General features: G+C 68.2%; 20 protein-coding genes and 1 pseudogene. 10 read left to right on the forward strand and 11 right to left on the reverse strand.

Features of this window, described 5'->3' with window-relative positions:
• Positions 1–60 precede the first annotated feature (60 nt).
• Positions 61–393, reverse strand: a complete 333-nt coding sequence (locus ACGFZW_RS16250; RefSeq protein ID WP_393893770.1) for an SCO0607 family lipoprotein — start codon at positions 391–393, stop codon at positions 61–63.
• Between the two features lie 190 nt (positions 394–583).
• Positions 584–2,434, reverse strand: a complete 1,851-nt coding sequence (locus ACGFZW_RS16255; protein ID WP_393893771.1) for a beta-galactosidase family protein — start codon at positions 2,432–2,434, stop codon at positions 584–586.
• 374 nt (positions 2,435–2,808) lie between these two features.
• Between ACGFZW_RS16255 and ACGFZW_RS16260 the strand changes: the two genes are divergently transcribed.
• Both ACGFZW_RS16260 and ACGFZW_RS16265 read left to right on the forward strand, forming a co-directional pair.
• Positions 2,809–3,156, forward strand: a complete 348-nt coding sequence (locus ACGFZW_RS16260) for a hypothetical protein (protein ID WP_393893772.1) — start codon at positions 2,809–2,811, stop codon at positions 3,154–3,156.
• Positions 3,157–3,179: 23 nt separating this feature from the next.
• On the forward strand, positions 3,180–3,629 hold the full coding sequence (locus ACGFZW_RS16265; protein ID WP_393893773.1) for a DUF6233 domain-containing protein: 450 nt from the start codon (positions 3,180–3,182) through the stop codon (positions 3,627–3,629).
• A 36-nt stretch (positions 3,630–3,665) separates the two neighbouring features.
• On the opposite strand, the gene ACGFZW_RS16270 is transcribed toward ACGFZW_RS16265, so the two are convergent.
• Together ACGFZW_RS16270 and ACGFZW_RS16275 are read right to left on the reverse strand one after the other, a co-directional pair.
• Positions 3,666–4,214 (reverse strand): dihydrofolate reductase family protein, encoded by a 549-nt coding sequence (locus ACGFZW_RS16270; protein WP_393893774.1) that lies wholly within the window; start codon positions 4,212–4,214, stop codon positions 3,666–3,668.
• A gap of 262 nt (positions 4,215–4,476) precedes the next feature.
• Entirely contained in the window at positions 4,477–5,343 is an 867-nt protein-coding gene (locus tag ACGFZW_RS16275) for a helix-turn-helix domain-containing protein (protein ID WP_393893775.1), read from the reverse strand.
• 245 nt (positions 5,344–5,588) lie between these two features.
• Here ACGFZW_RS16275 and ACGFZW_RS16280 point away from each other — a divergent pair, with 245 nt between their 5' ends.
• The 4 genes from ACGFZW_RS16280 to ACGFZW_RS16295 all read left to right on the forward strand — a co-directional run bounded on the left by ACGFZW_RS16280 (position 5,589) and on the right by ACGFZW_RS16295 (position 8,521).
• Positions 5,589–5,861, forward strand: coding sequence for a carboxymuconolactone decarboxylase family protein (locus ACGFZW_RS16280; RefSeq protein ID WP_393894108.1), 273 nt, complete (start codon positions 5,589–5,591; stop codon positions 5,859–5,861).
• A gap of 94 nt (positions 5,862–5,955) precedes the next feature.
• The gene (locus ACGFZW_RS16285) at positions 5,956–6,375 is read left to right on the forward strand and encodes a cupin domain-containing protein (protein WP_393893776.1); all 420 of its coding nucleotides are present in this window, start codon (positions 5,956–5,958) and stop codon (positions 6,373–6,375) included.
• 27 nt (positions 6,376–6,402) lie between these two features.
• Entirely contained in the window at positions 6,403–7,389 is a 987-nt protein-coding gene (locus ACGFZW_RS16290) for a zinc-binding alcohol dehydrogenase family protein (protein ID WP_393893777.1), read from the forward strand.
• 97 nt (positions 7,390–7,486) lie between these two features.
• Complete coding sequence (locus ACGFZW_RS16295; protein ID WP_393893778.1) at positions 7,487–8,521, forward strand: alcohol dehydrogenase catalytic domain-containing protein; 1,035 nt, start codon at positions 7,487–7,489, stop codon at positions 8,519–8,521.
• 71 nt (positions 8,522–8,592) lie between these two features.
• Here the strand turns inward: ACGFZW_RS16295 and ACGFZW_RS16300 are convergent, their stop codons facing one another.
• A complete protein-coding gene (locus tag ACGFZW_RS16300; protein ID WP_393893779.1) occupies positions 8,593–9,027 on the reverse strand; it encodes a hypothetical protein in 435 nt (144 codons plus the stop codon).
• A gap of 287 nt (positions 9,028–9,314) precedes the next feature.
• On the opposite strand from ACGFZW_RS16300, the gene ACGFZW_RS16305 reads away from it, so the two are divergent.
• Both ACGFZW_RS16305 and ACGFZW_RS16310 read left to right on the forward strand, forming a co-directional pair.
• Positions 9,315–10,250: an NAD-dependent epimerase/dehydratase family protein gene (locus ACGFZW_RS16305; protein WP_393894109.1), complete on the forward strand. Its 936-nt coding sequence runs from the start codon at positions 9,315–9,317 to the stop codon at positions 10,248–10,250.
• A gap of 415 nt (positions 10,251–10,665) precedes the next feature.
• Entirely contained in the window at positions 10,666–11,139 is a 474-nt protein-coding gene (locus ACGFZW_RS16310; protein WP_393893780.1) for an SRPBCC family protein, read from the forward strand.
• A gap of 202 nt (positions 11,140–11,341) precedes the next feature.
• On the opposite strand, the gene ACGFZW_RS16315 is transcribed toward ACGFZW_RS16310, so the two are convergent.
• From ACGFZW_RS16315 to ACGFZW_RS16335, 5 genes are all read right to left on the reverse strand, one after another.
• Positions 11,342–11,959, reverse strand: a complete 618-nt coding sequence (locus ACGFZW_RS16315; RefSeq protein WP_393893781.1) for a LysE family translocator — start codon at positions 11,957–11,959, stop codon at positions 11,342–11,344.
• Positions 11,953–12,723 (reverse strand): thioesterase II family protein, encoded by a 771-nt coding sequence (locus ACGFZW_RS16320; RefSeq protein ID WP_393893782.1) that lies wholly within the window; start codon positions 12,721–12,723, stop codon positions 11,953–11,955. Before ACGFZW_RS16320 ends, ACGFZW_RS16315 begins: the two co-directional genes overlap by 7 nt.
• 7 nt (positions 12,724–12,730) lie before the next feature.
• Positions 12,731–12,997, reverse strand: coding sequence for an acyl carrier protein (locus tag ACGFZW_RS16325; protein WP_393893783.1), 267 nt, complete (start codon positions 12,995–12,997; stop codon positions 12,731–12,733).
• Between the two features lie 20 nt (positions 12,998–13,017).
• Positions 13,018–17,427, reverse strand: a complete 4,410-nt coding sequence (locus ACGFZW_RS16330; protein ID WP_393893784.1) for an amino acid adenylation domain-containing protein — start codon at positions 17,425–17,427, stop codon at positions 13,018–13,020.
• A gap of 1,051 nt (positions 17,428–18,478) precedes the next feature.
• The gene (locus ACGFZW_RS16335) at positions 18,479–18,616 is read right to left on the reverse strand and encodes a hypothetical protein (RefSeq protein WP_393893785.1); all 138 of its coding nucleotides are present in this window, start codon (positions 18,614–18,616) and stop codon (positions 18,479–18,481) included.
• A gap of 753 nt (positions 18,617–19,369) precedes the next feature.
• Here ACGFZW_RS16335 and ACGFZW_RS16340 point away from each other — a divergent pair.
• Positions 19,370–20,092, forward strand: coding sequence for a glyoxalase (locus ACGFZW_RS16340; protein ID WP_393893786.1), 723 nt, complete (start codon positions 19,370–19,372; stop codon positions 20,090–20,092).
• 158 nt (positions 20,093–20,250) lie between these two features.
• On the forward strand, positions 20,251–20,622 hold the full coding sequence (locus ACGFZW_RS16345) for an iron chaperone (RefSeq protein WP_393893787.1): 372 nt from the start codon (positions 20,251–20,253) through the stop codon (positions 20,620–20,622).
• 726 nt (positions 20,623–21,348) lie between these two features.
• On the opposite strand, the pseudogene ACGFZW_RS16350 reads toward ACGFZW_RS16345, so the two are convergent.
• Positions 21,349–21,653 (reverse strand): annotated as a pseudogene (locus ACGFZW_RS16350) (hypothetical protein).
• Positions 21,654–21,971: the final 318 nt, after the last annotated feature.

The following is a 21,971-nucleotide window of genomic DNA, read 5'->3' on the forward strand; positions in this document are numbered from 1 at the left end:
CCGGGGCCGGCTGCCTTTCATGCCGGCCGGCGAGTGGCACGCCGACCAGCATGTGCCGGCTTACTTCTCGTCCGGCGCGTCCACGATGTTGCCCTTCTCATCGACGGTGTGCGTGCGCCAGTACACGTCCCACTTGTCGTCGACCTTCTGCGGCACCTTGCCCTCGGGGTAGCGCGTGTACCCCTCTGGCACCTTCTCGCCGTCCTTCGCGCACGCGGAGCCGGTGCCCCCGACGCTCAGGACGGGGTACTCGCCGTCGTTGCAGATGTCGTCCTGGAAGAAGCCGGAGCAGCCGGTGAGCGCCATCATCGCGACAGCTCCCGTGAGAGCCGCGACGGTGCGGACCCGGCGGCGTCGAGAGGCGGAAGGGGGGCGGCTGGTGCTGGGGATCACGGTCGTCTCCTGTGGGTTGTTCCGGTCTGCTCCCACCGTGGACGACGATGACCACCAGGGCCTGAGTACAGGTACTCAGACCGGCACATGCGTATCCGACTCGTCATGATCCGAACGAGAGTCCTGAGCAGGCCGCGCACCTCGCCGACCGCCGTCCTCGTCGACACCCGCGCTGGTCAAGAGGCGGAATCTAACCGATGTCGGGCTCGGACCGTACTTCGATCCGGTCTCCCGTCCGCTCCATCTCCAGGACGACGAGCTCGTTCCGCCCCCGCCGCCACAGATGGCTCGGCGCGTACAGGGTGACCTGCGGCCCCAGGGACCAGTACCGGCCGAGCGCGAACCCGTTGAGCCAGACCATGCCCTTGTCCCAGCCCGGGAAGGCGAGGAACGCGTCCGCGGGCGTGTCGACTTGGATCCCCGCACGGTGGAACGCGGGACCTGTCGGCGTGTCTTGGCTGCCGAACTTCAGCGCCGAGAGGTCGTCGAGAGGGAGCCGGCGGATCTCCCAGTCGCTCAGCTCCTCTTCGTCGAGGAGGACCTTGCCGCTGATTCCCTTGGGGTCGTTGAGCCCCTGGCCGAAGTTGACCCGTCCGGTGGGATCGACCAGGAGGTCTAGGGTGCCGACAGCGCCGGCCACGGTGAAGTCGACGGTGTGGTCGGGCTGGTTACGGTCGAAGGTGCCGATGCGCTCGCCGTCGCCGAACACCAGCGCGCGGTCGCCCAGGGCGGTGACCCTCAGCCCCTTGCTCCCCTGCGGCCCGGGCACCCGGGTGCGGTAGTGGATCAGGCCGTACGGCTGCCCGAGCGCCTCCATGTGGACGGGAGTGGTACGCCCCACCGGAGTGCTCAGCGCATCGAGCGCCTCCATCAACGGCACCGACTCACGGACGGCGACCCGCTGGGCCGGCATACGGCGCGGAGTGGCCGGCAAAGGTGTGCTCGGCAGGGAGTTGTACTTGGCCAGCACCTCACGCACCTTGTGGAATTTCTCGGTGAGTTCGCCGGATTCGCTGATCGGGGAGTCGTAGTCGTAGCTGGTGACAGTGGGCTGGTAGGCGCTGCCGCTCAGGTTGGCACCCGCGGACCAGCCGAAGTTCGTTCCGCCCACCGCCATATAGAAGTTGATGGAGGCTCCGGATTCGAGGAGCTTCGCCACATCGGCGGCGGTCTGCGCCGCGTCGGTGGTGTGATGCGGTTCTCCCCAGTGGTCGAACCAGCCGTCCCAGAACTCCGTGCAGAACAGGGGCTTGTCCGGCTGGAACTTGCGCAGTTCCTCGAAGGGCCCGGTGGGGTCACCGGCGAAGTTGACGGTGGACAGGAGATCGGGAAGGCTTCCGTTCTTCAGTGCTTCCTGGGTCGGCCCATTGGAGCAGAACAGCAGGCTGTCCACGCCCTGTGCCCTCATGGTGTCCCGCAGATGTTCCAGGTGCGCGTGGTCGTCGCCGTAGCTGCCGTATTCGTTCTCGACCTGCATGGCGATGATGGGCCCGCCGCGTGTGGCCTGCAGATCCACGAACCGGGGCAACAACTCGGCGAACCAGGCGTCAACTGACCGCTCGTAGGCGGGGTCCGAGCGGCGCAGCGGCGCGTCCTTGTCCTTGAGGAGCCAGGCCGGCAGCCCGCCGAAGTCCCATTCCGCGCAGATGTACGGTCCCGGCCTCACGATCACCTTGAGTCCGACCTCGTCCGCGGTCCGTACGAAGGCGGTGACATCACGCCATCCGGTGAAGTCGGCCTTCTCCTCGTACGGTTGGTGGAAGTTCCAGGCGATGTAGGTCTCCACCGTATTCAGGCCCATCGCCCGCATCCGCAGCAACCGGTCGCGCCAGTCCTTGGGGTGCGTCCGGAAGTAGTGGAAGGCGCCGGCGAGGATCCGGAACGGCTCGCCGTCCAGCAGGAATTCGCTCCCTCGGATGGTCAGTCCGCGCGGACTTTCGGCCTGGGCGAAGGCGGTACGCCCGATGCCCACGGCGATGCCTGCGGACGCAGCTCCCACCGCGGCCGCGCTCAGAAACCTACGTCGGCTGAACTGCGTCATGCCTGTTCTCCTCGACTCGACCGGCTGTCATTCAAGGTTCGAAGATGTTCAGTGGTGCGCGTTTCTGTGCATGGAGAGTGTTGTGTAGAACAGAATCGAGCACAAGGGGTCGTGGGAGAGCGTCGTGAAGCAGGCGCGGGCGCAGGTGCGGTGCCGCGGGACCTGGCGCCTGTCGATCCCGCGATCCGGGTTCGCGGGGTGGGCGCGGAGGGGGCGGTGCGTTGTGCTGGTCGGGAACGCCGAGGGATTTCGGCGTAGGCCGACGCTGGTGACCGCCGCTACATGGAGCGGGGCGTCAGTCGGATGGGTGAATCCAGGCCCGGCGTACTGCCCCCATAACCAAGAATCGAACATGTGAGCGTATCCTGGGGGGTGTGGCTGACTTCGTCGATTTCCCTCAAGATCTGCTGGATGTGCAGCTGGAGCTGCACCGTGTCCAGGCCGAGCTGCACGCTCTGTACGCGCGGCTTCCCTGGTCGGTCGACCCGATGGCGGGGCACGGTGAGGACTTCTGGCGTCCGAGGCTGCGCGAGGACTCGCCCGGCTACAGCGACGACGAAAAGGCCCAGGTCGCAGCGCTCCGGGCCAGGCAGCTCGACCTGACCGTCACGCTTTCGTGCCACGACTACTGGGCCTCGTGCCCCGGCAGTGTCGTGGGGGCGCGAGCCGCCCTCAAGCACGCCCATGAACCGGCGGACGACGGCGAAGGGGCCGAGGCGTAGCGATGGAGCGGCCCCGCGATCAAATGACCGATACCCGCCCGCGGGCCGAGGTCTCCCTGCCCGACGGACAGCGCTTGCAGGCAGCCGTCACCCGCCGGCGCCGCGACCGCGCCGGAGTGTGGTGGTATGACCTGGAGATCGAGATACCCGACCGTGACGACGACCGCCGTCACGGTCCCACCCTCACCTCCCGCATGATCACTTTCAGCGCCCCGCACCCCGTCGTCCAGCCCCTCCCGGGGGAGGACTACAGCAGCCTCAACCCAGCGCCTCCGCACGAGCGTCGACGCTGGCGGATCTACGACGCCCCTCGCACCAGCCCCGCCGACTACTACATCCACCGGGACGACTGCGCCCAGTGCCTCGGCGACCGCCTCCTGAGCGACGCCGAAGCGCTCCAGGCACTCGCGGACCCCGAGACCGCGGTCCCCTGCCCTGTCTGCCGCCCGGACGCCATCTTGCGCACCGCGTGATGGGGCTGGACTCCCGGACCTGGTCCGTGGGCGGGGTCAGCGGGTCGCCGGAACGTAGGTGAGGCCGACGATGCCGTTGTCGAGCCGTTTGACGTCGATCAGGTCGAAATCGGTGGTGTCGATCCCGTCGTAGAGCCGTTCGCCGCTGCCGGCGATGACCGGGAACAGCCAGAACAGATACTCGTCGACCAGCCGGTGCTCGAGAAGCGTCCGGCTGAGCGAGCCGCCGGTGCCGACCTTGAGGATGTCGCCGCCCGGCTGTTCCTTCAGCCTGCGCACGGCGTCGACGACATCGTCCCCGAGGAGAGTGGCGTTCCACTTCACCTCGGTGAGGGTGCGTGACGCCACGTGCTTGGGGATGGTGTTCATCCGGACCGCGTAGTCACCGAACGCCTCCTCCAGCGTCGGCCACACCTCGGCGTGGTTCTCGTAACTGATCCGCCCGTAGAGGAGCGCGTCGACGGAGCGGAGCAGGTCCTCGGACAGCCGCTCGAAGTCGCCGGCCCACCTGGTGGGGAGCCATTCCTGGGGCGTGCTCACCTGCCCGTCGAGGGTGACCACTGCCTGCTCGATGATCTTCCGCATCGCTCCTGCTCCTTGCCGTCGATGCCGTGGTCAACGTGTCGAGAATGCAGACTGTCCCGATCGACGGAACTCATCGGCGCGGCGGCGCATCGCTCGGCAGGAAAGCATCGGCCGGCCGTCGACCCACACAGGGCGGGTCGGCTGCCCCCGACGACCGGCGGGGGCCTCACCTCTGACGAGTGGCGCACATATCTGCCCAACTCCTCTTGCCGCACCACCTGTTGAAGCTACACCCGGCTCGTCGGGCCGCCAGTTCGGGTTCTCACTCCGACGGAGCGGCTGAGGGACTCCGGTCCGCCGCCCAGGAGGCGAGGATGCGCAGCCCGTCGTGGGTGGCAGAACCGACTTCGGCGGTCCACACGACCAGTTGCTGGTCGGGGTCGGTGCTGGCCGTCAGGGTGTCCCAGTCCAGGGAGAGTTCGCCGGCGACCGGATGGTTGAGCACCTTGGTGCCCACGCTCAGGGTGGCGACGTGGTGGGCGGCCCACCACTTCCGGAAGTCCGCATCCTGCACCGAAAGCTCCCCGACCAGAGTCGTCAGCCGGGGGTCGTCCGGATACTTTGCCGCCTCCATACGCAATTGCGCGACCGCGGTGCGGGCAACGCCTTTCCAGTCGGCGTAGAGCGTTCGCATCGCCGGATCCGTGAAAAGAATACGCACGTAATTACGGTGCTTTTCGGGGACGGCTGCGAAATCGGTGACCAGCGCTGCCGCGAGAGGGTTCCAGGCGATGACGTCCATGCGCCGGCCCATCACGATCGCAGGGGTGGAGGTGAGGTCGTCCAAGACCCTGCGCAGCTGGGGCTGAACCTTTTGCAAGGCGCGACGGCGGGGCTTGGCGGTCTCCTTCCCAGCCAGTCCGAACAGGTAGCGGCGCTGATCGTCGTCCAGGTGCAGCGCCTGGGCGACCGCCTCGAGCACAGGCGCCGAGGCGGGCATGCGGCCCTGCTCCAGCCGGGTGTAGTAGTCCGTGGAAATCGCCGCCAGCCGGGCGACTTCTTCCCTGCGCAACCCGGCCACCCGGCGTGGCCCCGCGGTGTCGGGCAGGCCCATCGCGCGGGGGCTCAGCTCGGCCCGGCGGGCCTTGAGGAACTCGCCCAGCTCGTTGAGATGCGGTGTCGGACTCATGCTCCCAGTGTGACAGCGAGCGCCCTTCGCGTGAGGGGGAGAAAACTGTCCCAGGATAATTTCCTCCCAGGAAGAAACCCTCCTATTTGCGACCCGGCCCCTCGGTGCAAACCTGGGATCAGGACATGGCGAACGGAATTACGCCGGTCGACCACCGGCGTGAGCGAAAAGGCGTGAAGGGAAGAGCAGTCGTGACGGAAAAGGAGTCTCCCGCGCAAAAGGCGCTGGGTGATGTGGCGCCGAAGATGGTGCAGCTGACCGACCAGGTGCTCTTCGGGGATGTGTGGGAGCGTCCTGTGCTCTCCCCGCGGGACCGCAGTCTGGTCACCGTGAGCGCTCTGGCCGCCCTCTACCGGGGCGAGCAGCTCACCTTCCACCTGCGCCTGGCCCTGGACAACGAGCTGAGCCGCGACGAGCTGGCCGAGGCACTGACGCATCTGGCCTTCTACGCAGGCTGGCCCAACGCCATGGACGCTCTGGGCCGACTCAAGGACATCACCAGCACGACCGGCGCCTGAGTCGGGCCGTCCCCGCCAGGGCGTGTGCGCGCAGCACGGGAGCCACGCCAACTTCTCACACGGCCAACTTCGAACACGAGAGGAACAGCGCGAGATGGAATTCATCAAGCCTCGGCCCACCGGCAAGGGCCCGGAGGAGTGGTTCAACGGTGACGTCTGGTTCGACGTCATCCACGCAGGTCAGGAACCTTCCCGAATCCGCGCCAACATGGTGCGCTTCGCCCCGGGCGCCCGCACGGCCTGGCACCACCATGCCGTCGGGCAGACCCTGCACGTCGTCGCCGGCATCGCCCTGATCGGCACCCGCGACGGCGCCATCTTCGAAGCACACCCCGGCGAGACGGTGACCTGCCCGCCCGGCGAGGAGCACTGGCACGGCTCCACCGAGGACCGCTTCATGCAGCACCTCGCCCTGTGGGACGGCACCGCCCCCGATGACGACCGGATCGAGACCACCTGGCTCGAGCATGTCACCGACGAGCAGTACCGCGGCCCCCGCACCCGCAGCAACTGACCTCGCACGCGAAGGGAAACCCGCTCAATGCCCGCCACGATGACCGCCCTTTTCGGTGGTACCGGCCCCGAATGGACTCCGCGCCAGATCCCTGTACCCGAACCAGGTTCCGGGCAGGTCGTGGTGCGCACCCGCGCGGTGGCGCTCAACAACGCGGATGCCTCGATGCTTGCCGCCGCCGACCCCACGTCCGGCGGCACAGGCGAGGAATACCAGGCCGGCTTCGAATTCGCCGGTGAGGTCACGGCCGTCGGCGACGGCGTGGACACACCCGTCGTCGGCAGCCGGGTAATGGGCACGACGCCGGGTAGCTTCGCCCAGTACGTCCTGGCCGATCACCGACATGTCCTGCCCGTACCCGACGAACTCGGCGACGAGGAGGCATGCGCGCTGCCCACAGGGCTGCTCACCGAACACGGCGCCCTCACCCTGGCCGGTTTCCGGGCCGGGCAGTCGGTGCTGATCACCGGCGCCACCTCCGGCATCGGCCTGCTCGGCGTACAGATCGCCCGCGCCCTCGGCGCGAGCCGGATCATCGCCACCACCCGCAGCGCAGCCAAGCACGACCTGCTCAAGAGGGCCGGAGCCGACACCGTCGTGGTGACCGGCGAGCAGGATCTGACCCGGACCGTCCTGGACGCCACCGGTGGGGAGGGCGTGGATATCGCCCTGGACCACGTCGGCGGCCAGACCTTCGCGGCCTGCCTGCCCGCCACCCGCACCGACGGCGCCGTGATCAACATCGGTCGCCTGGACCAGGCCGCCTCCACCATCGACCTGGACGCCCTCGCCTACCGCCACCTGCGCGTCCAGGGAGTCTCCTTCGGCTTCACCCGGCCCGCGGAGCTCGGCGCCGTCATCACCACGGCCGGACAGGAGTTGCTGCCCGCGGTCGCCGACGGCCGGGTGAGACCCCTGATCGACAGCGCCCTGTCCTTCGACGCCGTTGCCCAGGCTGCCGAGCGGCTCCGCTCCCACCGGGCCGACGGAAAGATCGTCCTCACCGTCCCCTGATACCGGGCGCGTCCCAGCACGGCACCAGCCGCCCGTGCCCGGCCGGCACGGCGAGCGAACCATCAGACCCCACGTATCCAGAAAGCGAGTTGTCCCCATGCGGGCCACCTTCATGTACGAAGCCGGCGATGTGCGCGTCCAGGACGCGGCGGACCCGGTCATCGAGCAACCCACCGACGCGATCGTGCGCGTCGTCCGCTCCTGTGTATGCGGCAGCGACCTGCACCCGTACCACTCCATGACGGCTGCGGACGGGCCCGTACCCATGGGCCACGAGTTCCTCGGCACCGTCGAGGAACTCGGCTCCGAGGTCTCCGGATTCCAGCGCGGCGACCTGGTGATAGCACCCTTCGCGTTCGCCGACAACACCTGCGAGTTCTGCCGTGAGGGCCTGCACACCTCCTGCCCCAACGGCGGCTTCTTCGCCGCCGGAGTGGGCGGCGCCCAGGCCGAGGCCGTCCGCGTTCCTCAGGCCCAGGGCACCCTGGTCAAGCTCCCCAACGACGTCGACGAGAAGCTGCTGCCCTCCCTGCTCACCCTCGCCGACGTCTACGGCACCGGCCATCACGCCGCCCGCCAAGCGCGTATCAAGCAGGGGGATTCGGTCACCGTCATCGGCGACGGCGCCGTCGGGCTGCTCGCGGTCCTGTCCGCCAGGCAGCTCGGCGCGGAACGGATCATCCTCATGGGCCGGCACAAGGACCGTACCGACCTGGGCCGTTTCTTCGGCGCAACCGACGTCATCGCCGAACGCGGCGAAGAGGGCATCGCCAAGGTCCGCGACATCTCCGGCGGCCACGGCACACACGCCGTGCTGGAGGCCGTCGGCCACATGCCCGCCTACGAGATGGCCGTGGGTGCCGTACGCCCAGGAGGCGTGATCAGCCGCGTCGGCGTCCCCCAGTACGAGGACGCCCCCGTGGGCTTCGGCAGCCTGTTCGGCCCGAACGTCACCCTGACCGGTGGTCCGGCCCCCGTGCGCGCCTACATCGAGGAGTTGCTGCCCGGCGTCCTGGACGGCACGGTGGAGCCCGGCCGCGTCTTCGACCGAACCGTCACTCTGGAGCAGACCCCCGAGGGCTACCGCGCCATGGACCGGCGAGAGGCCCTCAAGGTCCTCGTCACTCCCTGACGCGGTACGCGAAAACGCGGCGATGCCGGCGGGGCTGCGGGGCGTTGCGGAGGCCGGGGGACGCGGAGGCGCTAGCTGTCGCCGAAGCAGCCTTCCCCGTTCTTTGCGATACCGAGAAGGATCGTGGTGTCGGTGCTGATCCGCCCGAACTCTCCGGGCGTCTGCGTGCAGACCCTCCAGTCCCGGTCGGAGGACGGCGTGCGGCCCCGGCCGTGCATGTCGTACGTGCGGATCGACCGGAAGCCGGCGGCTCGCGCTTCGTCCCGGGCAGCCCGCAGCCGCTGGCCGGTGAGGTGTGGAACGGGTGCGTCCGCATGGCCGTTGCCGCTGCCGAGAGTGAATTTCTCCTCGGGGCCGAGAGGGGCTTCCGTGCCGGGTGTTGCGGAGGCCGGCGTCGGCGAGGAAGCGCGCTGTGGTGAGGCCGCCGGGCCGGACGACTCCGCGGTGCAGGCCGTGAGGGCGAGGCAGGCGGCAGTGATGACGACGGTGGCGACGGTGCGGCGCATGGTTCTCCCGGGGGCGATGTAACAGCGAGGGAGAGACCGCCCGCGGCCACGGAAGGTTGTACCGCCGCGCGCCAACGTCCATTCCGTCGGCGAATGGACCGGTACATGATGCCCCCGGGATGCGGCGGGGACCGGCCAGCAGGGCGGCACCCCGGAACCACGGCCGTCGGCAGCGGTTACCGTGCGGAACCTCCCTGTCACGTTCCGATCGCCTTTCCGCCCATGTCACAGACGGCCGTCCTGTCGCGTCGCAAGGGGCAGAGAGAGATTCTGGAATCAGGATGGTGATGGTCATGCGGGTTTTCGTGGCAGGCGGGACCGGGGTCATGGGGCGGCGGCTGGTGCCGCAGCTCTTGGCCCGTGGACACCAGGTGACGGCTACGACGACGAGTGCGGCCAAGCTGGGCTTGCTGGAGCAGCTGGGCGCAGAGGGCGTGGTGATGGACGGGCTGGACGCGGCGTCCGTCGGTGAAGCGGTGGCGGCCGCCCGGCCGGACGCGGTGGTGAACCAGATGACCGCGATTTCCGCGGCGCACGCAGGCAAGCCGGACATGAGGCACTTCGATCGCTTCTTCGACGCTACCAACAAGCTGCGCTCCGAGGGGACGGACCACCTCCTGGCCGCCGCGGAGGCGACCGGCGTCCCCCACGTCGTCGCGCAGAGCGCGGGCATCTGGAACGGTATCCGCGAAGGTGGATGGGTGAAGACCGAGGAGGATCCGCTGCCCCAGGAGACGGGGAAGTTCCGTACGGCGGCGGAGGCGATCGCCCACCTGGAGGACGCGGTCGTCGAGGCGGGCGGCGCGGCCCTGCGCTACGGCGGCCTCTACGGGCCGGGCGCCACCGACGACCAGGTCGAGCTGGTGCGCAAGCGGCAGTTTCCGCTCGTCGGGGGCGGCACCGGCTATATGTCATGGGTCCATCTCGACGACGCGGCGAGCGCCACCGTCCTGGCTGTGGAACAGCGCGCGAAGGGCGTGTTCAACATCGTCGACGACGAGCCGGCCCCGGCCGCCGAGTGGTTGCCTCACCTCGCCGCGTGCGCGGGTGCCAAGCCACCGATGCGGGCACCCAAATGGCTGGCCCGACTGCTGGCCGGGGAGTTGGTGGTGACGATGATGACCGAGGGGCGCGGCTTCTCCAACGCCAAGGCCAAGCGTGAGCTCGGCTGGGAGCCGCGCTACCCCTCGTGGCGCCAGGGCTTCAAGGAAGAGCTGGCCTGACCCTGAGGGTGTTGGCTGACCGACGACAGGGGGCCGGCAGAGCTGAAGGGGAGCACCCGGCACGGGCTCGTCATCCCGACCATCAGGGGCGGACGTCAGTCGAGCGGTACCGGGCGGCTGATGAACTCACCTACGCTCACGTTGAGTTCGTCTGCGGCTCGGTGCTGCAATCCGTGGTGGCCACTGCCGGGCAGGACCGCAATCTCGGCATGGGGGAGCAGTGCCGCGCCCCGCCTCCGCCACCCGGATGGCGTCGTGCGCGACGGTTTCACGGAGGCTGAAGTCGTCGCCGTTCAACGGTTCCTGACAGGTGTACGTGATGCCGTGCAGAGTCAACGCCACCGATAGAGAGCCCGGGCGGAGCGTCTTGGGGTGCGGCCCCACTTTGCCGGCGTCGAGACAGAGGGGAGAAGGAATGACCAGGGTCGAAGAACGACTGACCATCGACTGCACACCGGAAGCCTTCCTCGACTTCGTCATGGACATCGAGCGGTACGCCCAGGTGGACGACAAGCTCCGCGCGATTTCCTGTGTGCGCAGGGACGGCAACTCCACGGAGTTCACGTTCAGGCCCAAGCTGCCAGGCGTTCCGCTTCCGCAGCCGAAGGCGACGGCTCAGATGCGGCTCACCCCGAGGGAGCGGATCGACATCCGGCTGGCGCCCCCGCCGCTCAACAGGTTCAACCACAAGATGGCCCACTTCGCCGCACGCTTCTCCTGCGAGCCGGTGAACGACGGGATCTGTGTCACCCGCATGATCGACCTCGGTTTCCATCCGTGCCTGAGCTGGTTGCTCGAACCGGTCCTGAAGCGCACGCTGCCCGAGTCCGTCAAGCGTGAACTGGGTTTGACCAAGGAGTTCCTGGAGCGCGCCGACAGCGGTTCCTGACCACTGCGAACATCGTGTGCGTACCTCCACCCAGCGGGCGTTGACGACGCCCCGCCCGTCCCTGGCGGCCGGTCACTGAGCAACAGGGCCCCGCTGATACACAAGAGGGTCTCCAAGGCCCAGCCTTGGAGACCCTCTGTGTCCGTCGTGAACCGCCACGGTCTGCGGCGTCACCGCATGCCGGGCAGCCCGCCTTTCCGGCTCACGGTGACTGGAAGGCCAGTCGCGCCGCGAAGCCGATGAGCAGGATCCCGGTCGCCTGCTCGATCCGGGCTCGCACCCGCGGCCGCCGCAGCACCTTGCCGAACTGGTCGACCGTGATCACGTACAGGCTGAACCACAACAGGTAGATCACCGCGAACGCCAGTGACAACAGCAGCGCCCTGGGGAAGATGTTGTGGCCCGCAGGGAGGAACTGCGGCAGGAAGGTCACGAAGAACAGGGCGACCTTGGGATTGAGCGAGTTGGACAGGAAGCCGTGCCGCAGATACTTCGTGTCCAGCTTCGCGCCCTCCTGGCCACCGTCCTCCGCCTTCTGCGCCATGGTGCGACGCGCGCTCAGGAAGGTCGCGATGCCCATCCACACCAGATACCCGGCGCCCACGACCTTCAGGACGGTGAACGCCGTCGCCGAGGCGACCAGCAGGGTGGAGATTCCCAGCACCGCCGCCGCCACATGAACGCTCAGCCCGAGGGCTCCACCCACCATCGTGAGCAGCCCGGCGGCCCGTCCACCGGCCAGGGCGTTGCGGGTGATCAGGGCCTGGTCCGGGCCGGGGATCATGACCAGGACCAGCGAAGCGGCGGCGAAGGTCAGCACGGCGCCCTCCTCTCCTTCGTGGGGGCCGTCCGGAGCGCGCCGGCGAGCGACCGCAGGACAGGGGCGGGTTGCTCACGCAGATAGAAGTGGTCACCGGGGAACTGCCGAACGGTGACCTCGCCCGTCGTGAGCTCCTGCCATGCCTGGAGCTGTTCGGCGGTGACATGGTCCGCGAGACCGCCGAACACCGTGATCGGCAGCGACAACGGCTCGCTTGCGCGCCAGGCGTAGGTCTCCAGGATCCGGTAGTCCGCACGCAGCGCGGTGGCCGTCAGCTCCCGCAGTTCCGCCGAGGCCAGCACCTCTTCGGGAATGCCGCCGTGGATCCGTGAGACGGCCTCGATCAGGTCGTCGTCCGGCAGCGTGTGCAACTCCTGTGAGGTGTACGGCAGATGGGGCGCCGGATAGCCGGAGACCACGAGGCACGCGGGCAGTGGGCGGTCCGCGGTGCGCAGCGCCCGGGTGACTTCGTACGCGATGAGCGAACCCAGGCTGTGCCCGAAGAAGGCGTAGGGGGCCGTGCCGAGCGGCACGTGGGCAAGCACGCCATCGACGAGTGTGTCCATCGAGGTGAACACCGGTTCGCTGAGGCGCGTTCCACGGCCCGGCAGCTGTACGGCGTGCAATTCGGCACCCGGCAGGTTCCGGGCCCACCGGAGGTACTCCGCGGCCGAACCGCCGCCGTGCGCGAAGCAGTAGAGCTTGGGGGCGGCCGGCCGCGGTGCCCCGCTCACCAGCCAGCGGGGAAGTGCAGCTGTCTGCATGATTGCCTCACCCCTTCGCCGGAACGGATCCGGCCAGATACCGGGCCACCCCGTCGGCCGTGAAGTGCTGGAGGACGTCCTTGGGGCGCACCCGTGCGCCCAGGTCCTCACGGAGTCTGGCGCAGATCACCAGGACGGTCGCCGAGTCGGCGCCCAACTGGTCCAGCGGAGCCGTCGGGTCGATCGACTCCGGGGACGTGTCGAGGGTCTCCGCCAGGAAATCGACGAACCAGCGCACGATCCGCTCATGGGTCAACGGGGGATTCTCGGTCATCGCTTCTCCTGCGGCGGTCATCACTTCTCCTCCGGCATCAGCTCGGACGGGCCGAGCAGTTGCTCCAAGTACGTATCGAGCGCCTCGACCGTCGTGTGCTGCAGAATCGTCCCGACCGGCACGGTGACCTCGAACGCCGACTGCAGATTGGCCGCCAGACGCGCCGCGAGCAGCGAGTCGCCGCCCGCTTCGAGGAAGTCGTCGGCCATGTCCACACTCTTCAGCCCCAGAACCTCCCGCCAGATCTCGACCAGCTTGAACTGCCGGTCGGTACGCGGAGGTCTGGCCGGCCGGTTACGCATCGAACTGCGTGCTCCCGCCTTGATCAGGGCCTTGCGGTCCACCTTCCCGGTGCTGCTGAGCGGAAGCTCGCTCAGCGCGAGAAGCTGTGCGGGCACCATGTACTTGGCCAGGTGCTCGGCGGCGAAGGAACGCAGCTCCTCGGGGGCGAACCGGCGGCCGATGTCGGGGCCCTGGGCGACGATCACGTCGAAGCCCACCGAGCCCGGCCCGCCGGCGGTGGTGATCACCGCCGTGTCGGCGAACCCGGCAGCCGCCAGCTCCCGCTGCCACTGGCTGCGGTCCAGCAGACAGTGCTCGGTACGCAAATCCGTGTCCTCGAAGTTGTCGAAGCCCTGCTGAAGGCCCATGACCAGGTCGAACCAGGGATGGAACGTGGTCTGCTCGACCAGCAGCAGGACGCCTCCCGGCGCCATCACGGAGCGCAGACTGCGCAGCGTGCGTCGGACCTGGCGCATGTCGTGCAGCACGCTCGCGGCGATGACCAGGTCGGCGGATTGGTTCTCGAAGCCCTGGGTCGCGGCCGGCTGGTCGAGGTCGAACAGCTCGTAGCGCACGAACGGGAAGTCCTCGAAGGCGGACTGCGCCCGGTCGGTGAAGTAGCGGGAGATGTCCGTGAAGACGTATTCGGTGCGGTCGGGCGGCAGCAGAGGCAGCAGATGCTGCGTCAGCGAGCCGTAACCGGAGCCGACTTCCAGCACGTTCAGGGGCAGGTCGGCGGGCCGGCTCGCCACCATGTTCCGTACGGCCGCGGTCGCGGTCGCGTACGTCGGGCCGAACAGCTTCTCGTAGATGCCGGGGGTGCGGTCGGAGGCGTACAGCTCGGCGGAGTGGATGCTCTGGGTCAGCACGCCTGCCAGGTCGCCGGCGAGGGAGAGCATCCAGTCGCTGACATCCTCGGGAATGTCCAGGACGTCCTTGAGCACGGTCCGGGTCCGCTGTGCCAGTTCCGGGGGGACGGCGGTGGGAAGTTCGCGTGCCACCTCAAGACCCGCCGGTTTCCGGCGCAGATAGCCGGCCTGTTCCAGGGAACCCACCGCGCGCGCGAGCCATCGCTCGTAGCGCGGGGCGATGCCGGCACCGCGTAGCTCCGCGGGGTCGAACGGCGCACCGGGGGAGTGGGGCAGCCCGAAGGAGCGGAAGGCGGTCGCGGTGGCGACGGCGTGGACGTCGTTGAGTACGTCCCAGGCGGTCCGCAGCGCCTCGGGTTCCGGCCCGGGGGCCGGCATCCCGGCGGTGTCGCGCAGCGCCTGCCACTGGCCCTCGCTGACCTCGTGGTCCGCATGCTCGGTCACGAACAGCGAGCTGTCGTCGTCCGACGGCACGACATACCCGAGCAGGCGGGACGCACCACCGTCGTCGGGCGCCTTCACGACCACGGCGCTGTCGACGCCGGGGTGGCGGCCGAGCGTCGCTTCGATCTCGCCCAGCTCGACCCGGTGACCGTTGATCTTGACCTGACCGTCCTGGCGCCCCAGGAACTCGATCGTGCCGTCCGGCAGATAGCGGCCGAAGTCGCCGGTCCGGTAGAGCCGTTCACCGGTGAGTGGGTGCCGGATGAAACTCGCCGCCGTCCGCTCCTCGTCCGCCCAGTACCCGCGGGCCAGGCCCACGCCTCCGATGTGGAGCTCACCTGCGGTCCACACCGGGCAGGGGTCGAGATGGGCGTCCAGGACGTGGAAGGTCTGGTTGCGCAGCGGTACCCCGTACGGCACGCTCTTGGCGCTCTGTTCGCTCTCGCCCACCCGGTGGTGAATGGACCAGATCGACGCCTCGGTGGCGCCACCCAGGCTGACGACCTCGGCATCGGGCCACAACGCGCGGATGCGGTCGGGCAGATCGACCGGAACCCAGTCGCCGCTCAGCATCACAAGACGCAGCCCCTCGGGGATGTCACCTCCCATTTCGAGGTGCTCGACCAGCATCTGCATCTGCGCAGGTACCGAGTTCCAGACGGTCGTGCCGTAGGTGGCCATGACCTTCGCCCAGTGAGCGGGGTCGGATCGCAGGTCCTGGTCGGGCAGCACCAGCGTGGCCCCTGCCGCGAAGGTGCCGAACAGGTCGTAGACGGAGAGGTCGAAGCTGAGGTCCGCCAGGCCGAAGACGAAGTCCCCGGGGCCGACACCGAACCGCTCGTTGATGTCGATGACGGTATTGAGCGCGGCCTGGTGCTCGATCATCACGCCCTTGGGCGCCCCGGTCGACCCGGAGGTGTAGATGACGTATGCCAGATCCTCCGGATGCGCCGGCCCCGACGGGCGCCTGGACGCGTCGACGGACGGGGCATGACCGTGATCCGGGCCGGCGGGGATGCGCGGCACTTCCTGGGGCCAGTCCAGCCCCTTCTCCAGCGCCTTGTCCGTGACGACCGCCAGGGCCTTGCCGTCTTCCAGGATGCGCGCGCGGCGCTGCAGCGGGAGTGCGGCGCTGACGGGGAGGTAGGCGGCGCCGGCCATCATCGTGCCGTACGCGGCGGCGACCTGTGCGGGCCCCTTGTGCAGGGTGATGCCCACCAGCCGGTCCCGCAGTTCGCTGTCGTCGGCATGCTCGGTGATGCGCCCGGCGATGGTGTGCGCCTGTTCGGCCAGCTCGCCGTAAGTCAGGGTGCCGGCGTCGCTGAGCACGGCGGGGCGGTCCGGGTGGCGGGCGGCCACGTCCAGCAGCGGTTCGTGGAGCAGCCCGGCGGGTGCGGGGCCTGCGGTGTCGTTGGCCTGCTCGCGGCCGGTCAGCTGCCGGGCCGGCAGCGTGACGCGCAGCTCCTTCTCCCACATCGAATCGTCGCAGGCCAGCCGCTCGACCATGCCGCAGTACGTGGCGAACATGTCGTCCAGGAGCCCTTCGGGGAAGAGCTCCTCCACGCAGTCCCACGTCAGGTTGAGCGACCCGGTGATGTCGACCACCTGGTGGTCGAGCCATACCTGCGGGGTCTGGCTGATGCGGTAGGAGATGTCACCGAAGCTGTCCATGGCCTGCGAGACGTCGGCGGCGGTGCCCAGCCCGCTGGTGAACACCACGGGCATCGTCTCGAACCCGTCCTGCAGCCCGAGGCGACGGCGTTCGCGCAACGTCTGAAGGGCACTGACATGACGGTGGCGCAGATCGCGCTGGAGCTGCAGCTGCGTGGTGTTGACGCGCTTTTCGAGTGGCCTGCCGCCGCTGGCGTCCATCTCCAGCAGACAGATCGAGGTGAAGTCGCCGACCACCCGGCGCAGGTGGGGGTGCAGGCTGCGGTGACCGGTTTCGTTCTCGGTCAGCAGCAGCGGCAGCCGGTTGAACAGCGTGAGATTGAGGGTGAAGCGCCGGGTCCCGCTCCAGGCCGCCAGCACTTCGGAGAAGACCGTCGCCAGCACGGCGGTCGGCGTCAGCCCGCGGTCCTCACAGCGTTCCTGAAGGCGCTGCCATTCCGCCTCGGGGAGGTGGAACTCACGGTGTGAGAAGCGGGGCTTGTGCACACTCACCGGGGACTTGGCGAGCGGGAGGTCCGGCGGAGGGGCCAGGGTCTGTGCCCGGCCTGTCCAGTACTCCAGTGCCTTCTGGTGGCGCGGGTCCTGGCTGCCCCGTTCCAGCGCCAGCGCGTAGTCGCGGAAGGTCACGTCGACCGGGAGGAGCTGGTGCTCGGGGTCGAGGTACAGGGCACTCCACTCGCTGAAGAGCAGAGTGATGCTGGCGAGGTCGACCATCAGCAGGTCGAGGCTGATGTGGACGCGGTCATGGTCGGCGAGACGGGTGAGCCGGATGTCGAACAGGGGCCAGTCCGCGGCGGTGTAGACATGATGTGACATCTCGTCCCGGATGCCCTCGAGGGTGCGCTTCGCTTCGTCCGCGGGCAGCGAGCGCACATCGGTACATCGAATCCGGAAGTCCGGGACCTTCTCCAGGACGCGTTGCCGGCCGTCCTCCGCCACGACGGCCCGGAGCATGTCGTGGCGCGATATGAGCCGACACCAGGCATGGGTGAGCCGGTCGAGGTCCAGCCTGCGCCCTTCCAGTTCGAAGTAGGCGTGCGGGGCCACGTTGCCCAGAACGAAGTTGGGTCCCCGGCCGACCCAGTACGCGTACTGGATCTCGGTCAGAGGGAACTCCTGAAACCTCTCTTCAGAAGTCGTCGCGTCATAAGGGGGGGTGGTCATTGGTCTCTCCCTTTGTTACAGGGGCGCGGGCAACGTTGTACGCGCCTGCGGTCCCGGTTTCATGGCCGGCAGGTCTCGGGTGAAAGGTGGTCTGCCATGCGCCAGGGAAATTACCTCCACGGCGGCAGCCCGGATGTAATTGTCCTCGTCGACATGAGGCCGATAACTTTCCATGGGCGGATCGAGCGTACCGGCGGCGGCCTATTTCTCGAGGTGGTCGAAAACCTTTGGCCGAATCATTACGCACGGTTGATGCATGCCGTTGTCGGTGAGACTCCCGCGTGAGCGCCCGGGCGACGGTGGAAACTGGCCTCATCGGCTGACCGAGTTGTTCCGGGCGCACGTTGAAGGGCGGTTCGGGTGGTCGGGGCCGCGAGTGGGGGATGGCCGATTTCTTTCGCTGAAACAGTGCAAAGCCGACTAAATGGCACGGAGTGTCAACTGGAATCGGATGCCTCACATGGGAGGCGGTATCAAATATTCCGGATAGCTTCACGAAGAACCGGCGCGAATCGCTGCGGCGTGGGTGCAACCCGATGCCTGCTGCTTACGGAAGTAAGCGAGCGGCGTACGGCGGGTTGTGTGAGGGGTTCGCCGAACGATGATCCGGAAGTTCGAATCCCTCAGCTTCCCTGTCTCCGCGACAGCGGCAGACCAGAGCCATGCCAGGGTAGAGGGAATCGGGAGAATCGAGCTCCCGCGCGCCGGTAATTGCGGGGGAATGCGGTGCGTACGCAGTGGTTGGTGCCGTCGAAGCCGGGCTTCGAAAACAGGGCGTTCGCCTGCCTGTTGTGCACCCGCATTCGCCCCAGGGAAAGTCGGCACCCGGCAACTCCCGTCTCGACGGATCGCCGGTCACCGCCCGCTTACGCTGCCCGCTCTTCGACGCCGGGTAACCGATGCGCTTAGCAGCAGCCGCGGAATGTACGCGGCCGAGGGATTGCGGCAGAACTGATACAGGCCCTCGGCCGCCGCACCGGCGGCCTCCTGGCGGAAGCCACCGACATCGACTGCCGGGAATCGGGCTTCCCGATTCCCGGCTCGGCCGAGCTCAGCGGTACTCGTCCTCGTCCAAGTCCACCACTCTCGCCTGCTCCGCCAGGTCGGCATCATCGGCAGCGGTTACGCCGTACTCATTTACATCGGTTTCGATCTCGAAGGTGGCGGGGTCGGTCGGGTCTACGGGCACGATCGCCTCCTGGGTGGGCCGGCAGCAAAATGCCGTTACGGGAACCGACACCGTTCCTATCCAGGACGAGGGCAGATGTTGCCCATAGACCCACATTTCACTCTCACGAGTCTCGGACGGACGGCAGGGGCACGATCGGTTCAGCGCTCGGCGACGACTCGCAAAGCGGTTGTCCGATGCCGCCCGCAGAGGAGACAGGCGACAGCGTGGCATCGAGGACGGCGCCGAGAACGGTGTCGAGGAGGCCGGGGAAACGGGCGTCGAAGTCGTCGCGGCGAAGGGTGAGGGCTTGTAGCGGTCCTGCTCGTGTTCGTGCGTGACACCTGTTCGCGCAGGGTGCGCCAGTGGTGGGTGGCGGTGGCTGTGGCTGTGGTGACGTCCAGGGGGAGGCTGCGCATCGACGGCAGCGCCGCCTGTTCCCTCTGACCGCCGGTGCTCCAGCTGGCGGTAGGTCCCCCGGAGGGTGGCGTGCTCGGCTTCGGGGCGGCCGACCGGGAGTGCTCCGCAAGCGGTCGGCGCTCGCACCCTGCTCCACGGCCGGCTATGTGCAGCGCGACGACGGCTCGGACGAGAAGGGGCCGCCGGCGCCTCACCCAGGACGTAGTCGAGCCGGACATGTAGGGACCTGGGGCAGCGTCCTGCTGACCTGAAGTCAGGGGCTGCAGCCGTCTCCATAGGCGCGAACCGGGCAGGAGTGCCAGGATCGTCCGGCGGGTGCGCGGGGCGCCCGCTCCTCACGGAAGGCGAAAGCCATTGAGCGAGGCCGTGGTTCGCGCGAACGAGACTCTGGTGCCGATGCTGGCGTGCGTTTCGCCGGAGGAAACCCTGGAGTTCTACCAGGCGCTCGGGTTCAAGGTCACCTACCGGCAGACCAAGCCCTATCTGTATCTGGCTCTGGAGTGGAGCGGCTTCGCACTGCACTTCGGCAGGCCGCCAGCGGGCGTGGACCCGGTCAACGAGGACGTGGGCGGCTGTCTCGTCATAGTGGATGCCGTGGCGCCGTATCACGGGTCCTTCACCGCGGCCATGCGCCGGACATACGGCAAGGTCCTGTCGTCCGGGCGGCCACGGATCACGCGCTACCGGCCCGGGGCGTCCCGCTTCACCCTGGTCGACCCGTCCGGCAACTCGATCATCTTCATTCAACGTGACGAGCCTGCGGAGCTGGAGTACGGCGGGTCGAAAACCTTGACGGGGCTGGCCAAGGCACTGGACAACGCCCGCATCCTGCGCGAGTTCAAGGGCGACGACCGGGCCGCATTCCGCGCGGTCACCTCGGGCCTGCGCCGGCATGGCACGACGGCATCAGCGGTGGACCGGGCCCTGGCGCTGGCCACGCTGATGCAACTGTCCACCGACTTGGGTGAGGTGGACCAGATCGCGGCGTGGGAGGCGGAACTTCACGCCATCGAGCTCACGGACGACGAGCGTCGCCAAGTGGAGAGCTGCCTGCAGCAGACCACCGCGCCGGAGTGATGGCGTCCCAAAGCGGCACCCGCGTCGGACGGTGACCGATGCGGGGCTGCTGGTCGCGGGCCACCCGGGAAGCCTGGACATTCTGGTCCGGATCGGCGCAACCTCAGCTGTCGTGCCGTCCACGGCGGGCCTGGGGTGGACCGTGCCACACTTCAGATATGGGCAAGCCGCAGACGATCGATGAGTACATCGGCAGCTTCGCCGGGCAGAGCCGCGAGCTGCTTGAGCAGGTGCGCGCGCTGGTCCAAGAGGCGGTCCCGGAAGCGAGCGAGGCAATCAAGTGGGGCAATCCCGCGTGGGTGCACCCGTCCGGGACGATCCTCCTCATGCTCAGCGGCCACGCGAAGCACGCGAACATCGTGTTCACGCTCAGCACCCGCGAGGCGTTCGACTCCGACCTCGCCGGTTTCGCGACCGGCAAAGGCTCGGTCAAGCTCCCCTACGGGCAGCCAGTGCCGGGCGACCTGCTGCGTCGGATGATTGCGTTCCGGGTGCGCGAGCACGAGAACGACGGCGTGCTGTGGATGTGACGGCCGTGAGTGGAAGGTGAAGCTTCTTGGCCCCGTGGGTCCTGTTCCGGCGTGACTGGGCGGGACCCGCTCCAATGTGATGGCCAAGAGGACGCGCAAGGGCGCTTGATCGCCTGCCAGAACACTGAAGCACTCGCCCGATGACATGAGAAGAACCGCATGGGTTCGGCGAGTTGTGAGGCCGGGGAAGCCGAGGGTCCAGCACTGCGGCCCCTTCGTGACCTGCACGCCCCGATCTGAGCGGTGCGCACATGCCCACGCTCCGACAGTGATCGTCCCCCGTTGCCGTACGCCAAGGCCGACTGCTGGTCACTTACGGCAATAACCAGAGAAGTTGAGCGTGGAATGACACAGCCTCCCTTCGCGGCCCTGTCCACCGCGCTCGCGGGACTTGGGCCTTCTCACGGTTCAGTTGCGTGCGGACGGCTACGAGCAGTACGTCGACTCCGGCCGCCGCGGTTCAGCCCCGGCGGCCGTTGCATGCCGTCCACGAGTTGCGGACAACGCCTCGGCAAGCGATTGCTCGACGGCCTCCGGAGTCGGCAGTTGCCGCGGCGTCAGTGGTTGAATTTTCCACTGCGGGGGTTGCGGGCGGGGAGTCTGCTTACGCTTCGAGCATGCAGGATCTTGAACTTGAACGTCTCGCACGTGTCCGCATGGCGGTCACGGGGGAGACCCTGGCGCGAGCGCTCGCCGTACTGAGGGGTCTCCCCGACACCGGGACGGTCACGGGGGAGACGGACCAGGAGTCACCCGTTCCGCCCACTCGCGCTGGGTTACGGCTCGCTCGATGCGACTGACGATGTCGTTCTTCGACGCCTCGTCCAAGGTCTCCGGAAGCTTGTCGAAGGTGTTTGGAAGGACGTCGAGCATGCCCCCGATCTGCTCGCCGGTCCTGACGGTCAACAGCAGCTGGCACCTCGGTCGACCGGGAGCCGCTGGCTGAAGCCGAAGGCGGCTGCCTCCCGTTCCAGTTCGAGGAGCTGGTCGGTATCGACGGCTCGGATGGTGCGGGGAAGAGCTGGGGCCATACCGAGATGATGCCAAGAAGCCCTCGCAGAACGAGAAGTCAGACGGCCTCGGCAGCAACGGAACCGTCGTAAGCGGTGCCGGCAGCCCTGCCACGGTGTCGGTCGTACCGGCCTCCTGCCCATGGTTCGAGGACCTGCTCATGCCACCCCGTCAGCTGCCGTTTTCCAGTCCTGGTTGATGGCGTCGGCGTGGTGCTTGAGCCACTCGATTTCGCGGCGCAGCCAGGAGCCGGGCCTCCGACGCGTCCGGCGCGGGCATGGAAGACGCGCTCGTCCTCGACACGGGCCATGATGCGGCCTCCGAATCCCCGACGGTGC

The sequence above is a fragment of the Streptomyces sp. NPDC048248 genome, assembly GCF_043201875.1.
Taxonomy (GTDB): Bacteria; Actinomycetota; Actinomycetes; order Streptomycetales; family Streptomycetaceae; genus Streptomyces.

Bases quoted from the DNA above. Each gene is read 5' to 3' on its own strand.
- ACGFZW_RS16255 (WP_393893771.1), bottom strand. From the start codon at position 2,434: ATGACGCAGTTCAGCCGACGTAGGTTTCTGAGCGCGGCCGCGGTGGGA.
- ACGFZW_RS16265 (WP_393893773.1), top strand. From the start codon at position 3,180: ATGACCGATACCCGCCCGCGGGCCGAGGTCTCCCTGCCCGACGGACAG.
- ACGFZW_RS16270 (WP_393893774.1), bottom strand. From the start codon at position 4,214: ATGCGGAAGATCATCGAGCAGGCAGTGGTCACCCTCGACGGGCAGGTG.
- ACGFZW_RS16275 (WP_393893775.1), bottom strand. From the start codon at position 5,343: ATGAGTCCGACACCGCATCTCAACGAGCTGGGCGAGTTCCTCAAGGCC.
- ACGFZW_RS16280 (WP_393894108.1), top strand. From the start codon at position 5,589: ATGGTGCAGCTGACCGACCAGGTGCTCTTCGGGGATGTGTGGGAGCGT.
- ACGFZW_RS16285 (WP_393893776.1), top strand. From the start codon at position 5,956: ATGGAATTCATCAAGCCTCGGCCCACCGGCAAGGGCCCGGAGGAGTGG.
- ACGFZW_RS16290 (WP_393893777.1), top strand. From the start codon at position 6,403: ATGCCCGCCACGATGACCGCCCTTTTCGGTGGTACCGGCCCCGAATGG.
- ACGFZW_RS16295 (WP_393893778.1), top strand. From the start codon at position 7,487: ATGCGGGCCACCTTCATGTACGAAGCCGGCGATGTGCGCGTCCAGGAC.
- ACGFZW_RS16300 (WP_393893779.1), bottom strand. From the start codon at position 9,027: ATGCGCCGCACCGTCGCCACCGTCGTCATCACTGCCGCCTGCCTCGCC.
- ACGFZW_RS16305 (WP_393894109.1), top strand. From the start codon at position 9,315: ATGGTCATGCGGGTTTTCGTGGCAGGCGGGACCGGGGTCATGGGGCGG.
- ACGFZW_RS16310 (WP_393893780.1), top strand. From the start codon at position 10,666: ATGACCAGGGTCGAAGAACGACTGACCATCGACTGCACACCGGAAGCC.
- ACGFZW_RS16320 (WP_393893782.1), bottom strand. From the start codon at position 12,723: ATGCAGACAGCTGCACTTCCCCGCTGGCTGGTGAGCGGGGCACCGCGG.
- ACGFZW_RS16325 (WP_393893783.1), bottom strand. From the start codon at position 12,997: ATGACCGAGAATCCCCCGTTGACCCATGAGCGGATCGTGCGCTGGTTC.
- ACGFZW_RS16330 (WP_393893784.1), bottom strand. From the start codon at position 17,427: ATGACCACCCCCCCTTATGACGCGACGACTTCTGAAGAGAGGTTTCAG.
- ACGFZW_RS16345 (WP_393893787.1), top strand. From the start codon at position 20,251: ATGGGCAAGCCGCAGACGATCGATGAGTACATCGGCAGCTTCGCCGGG.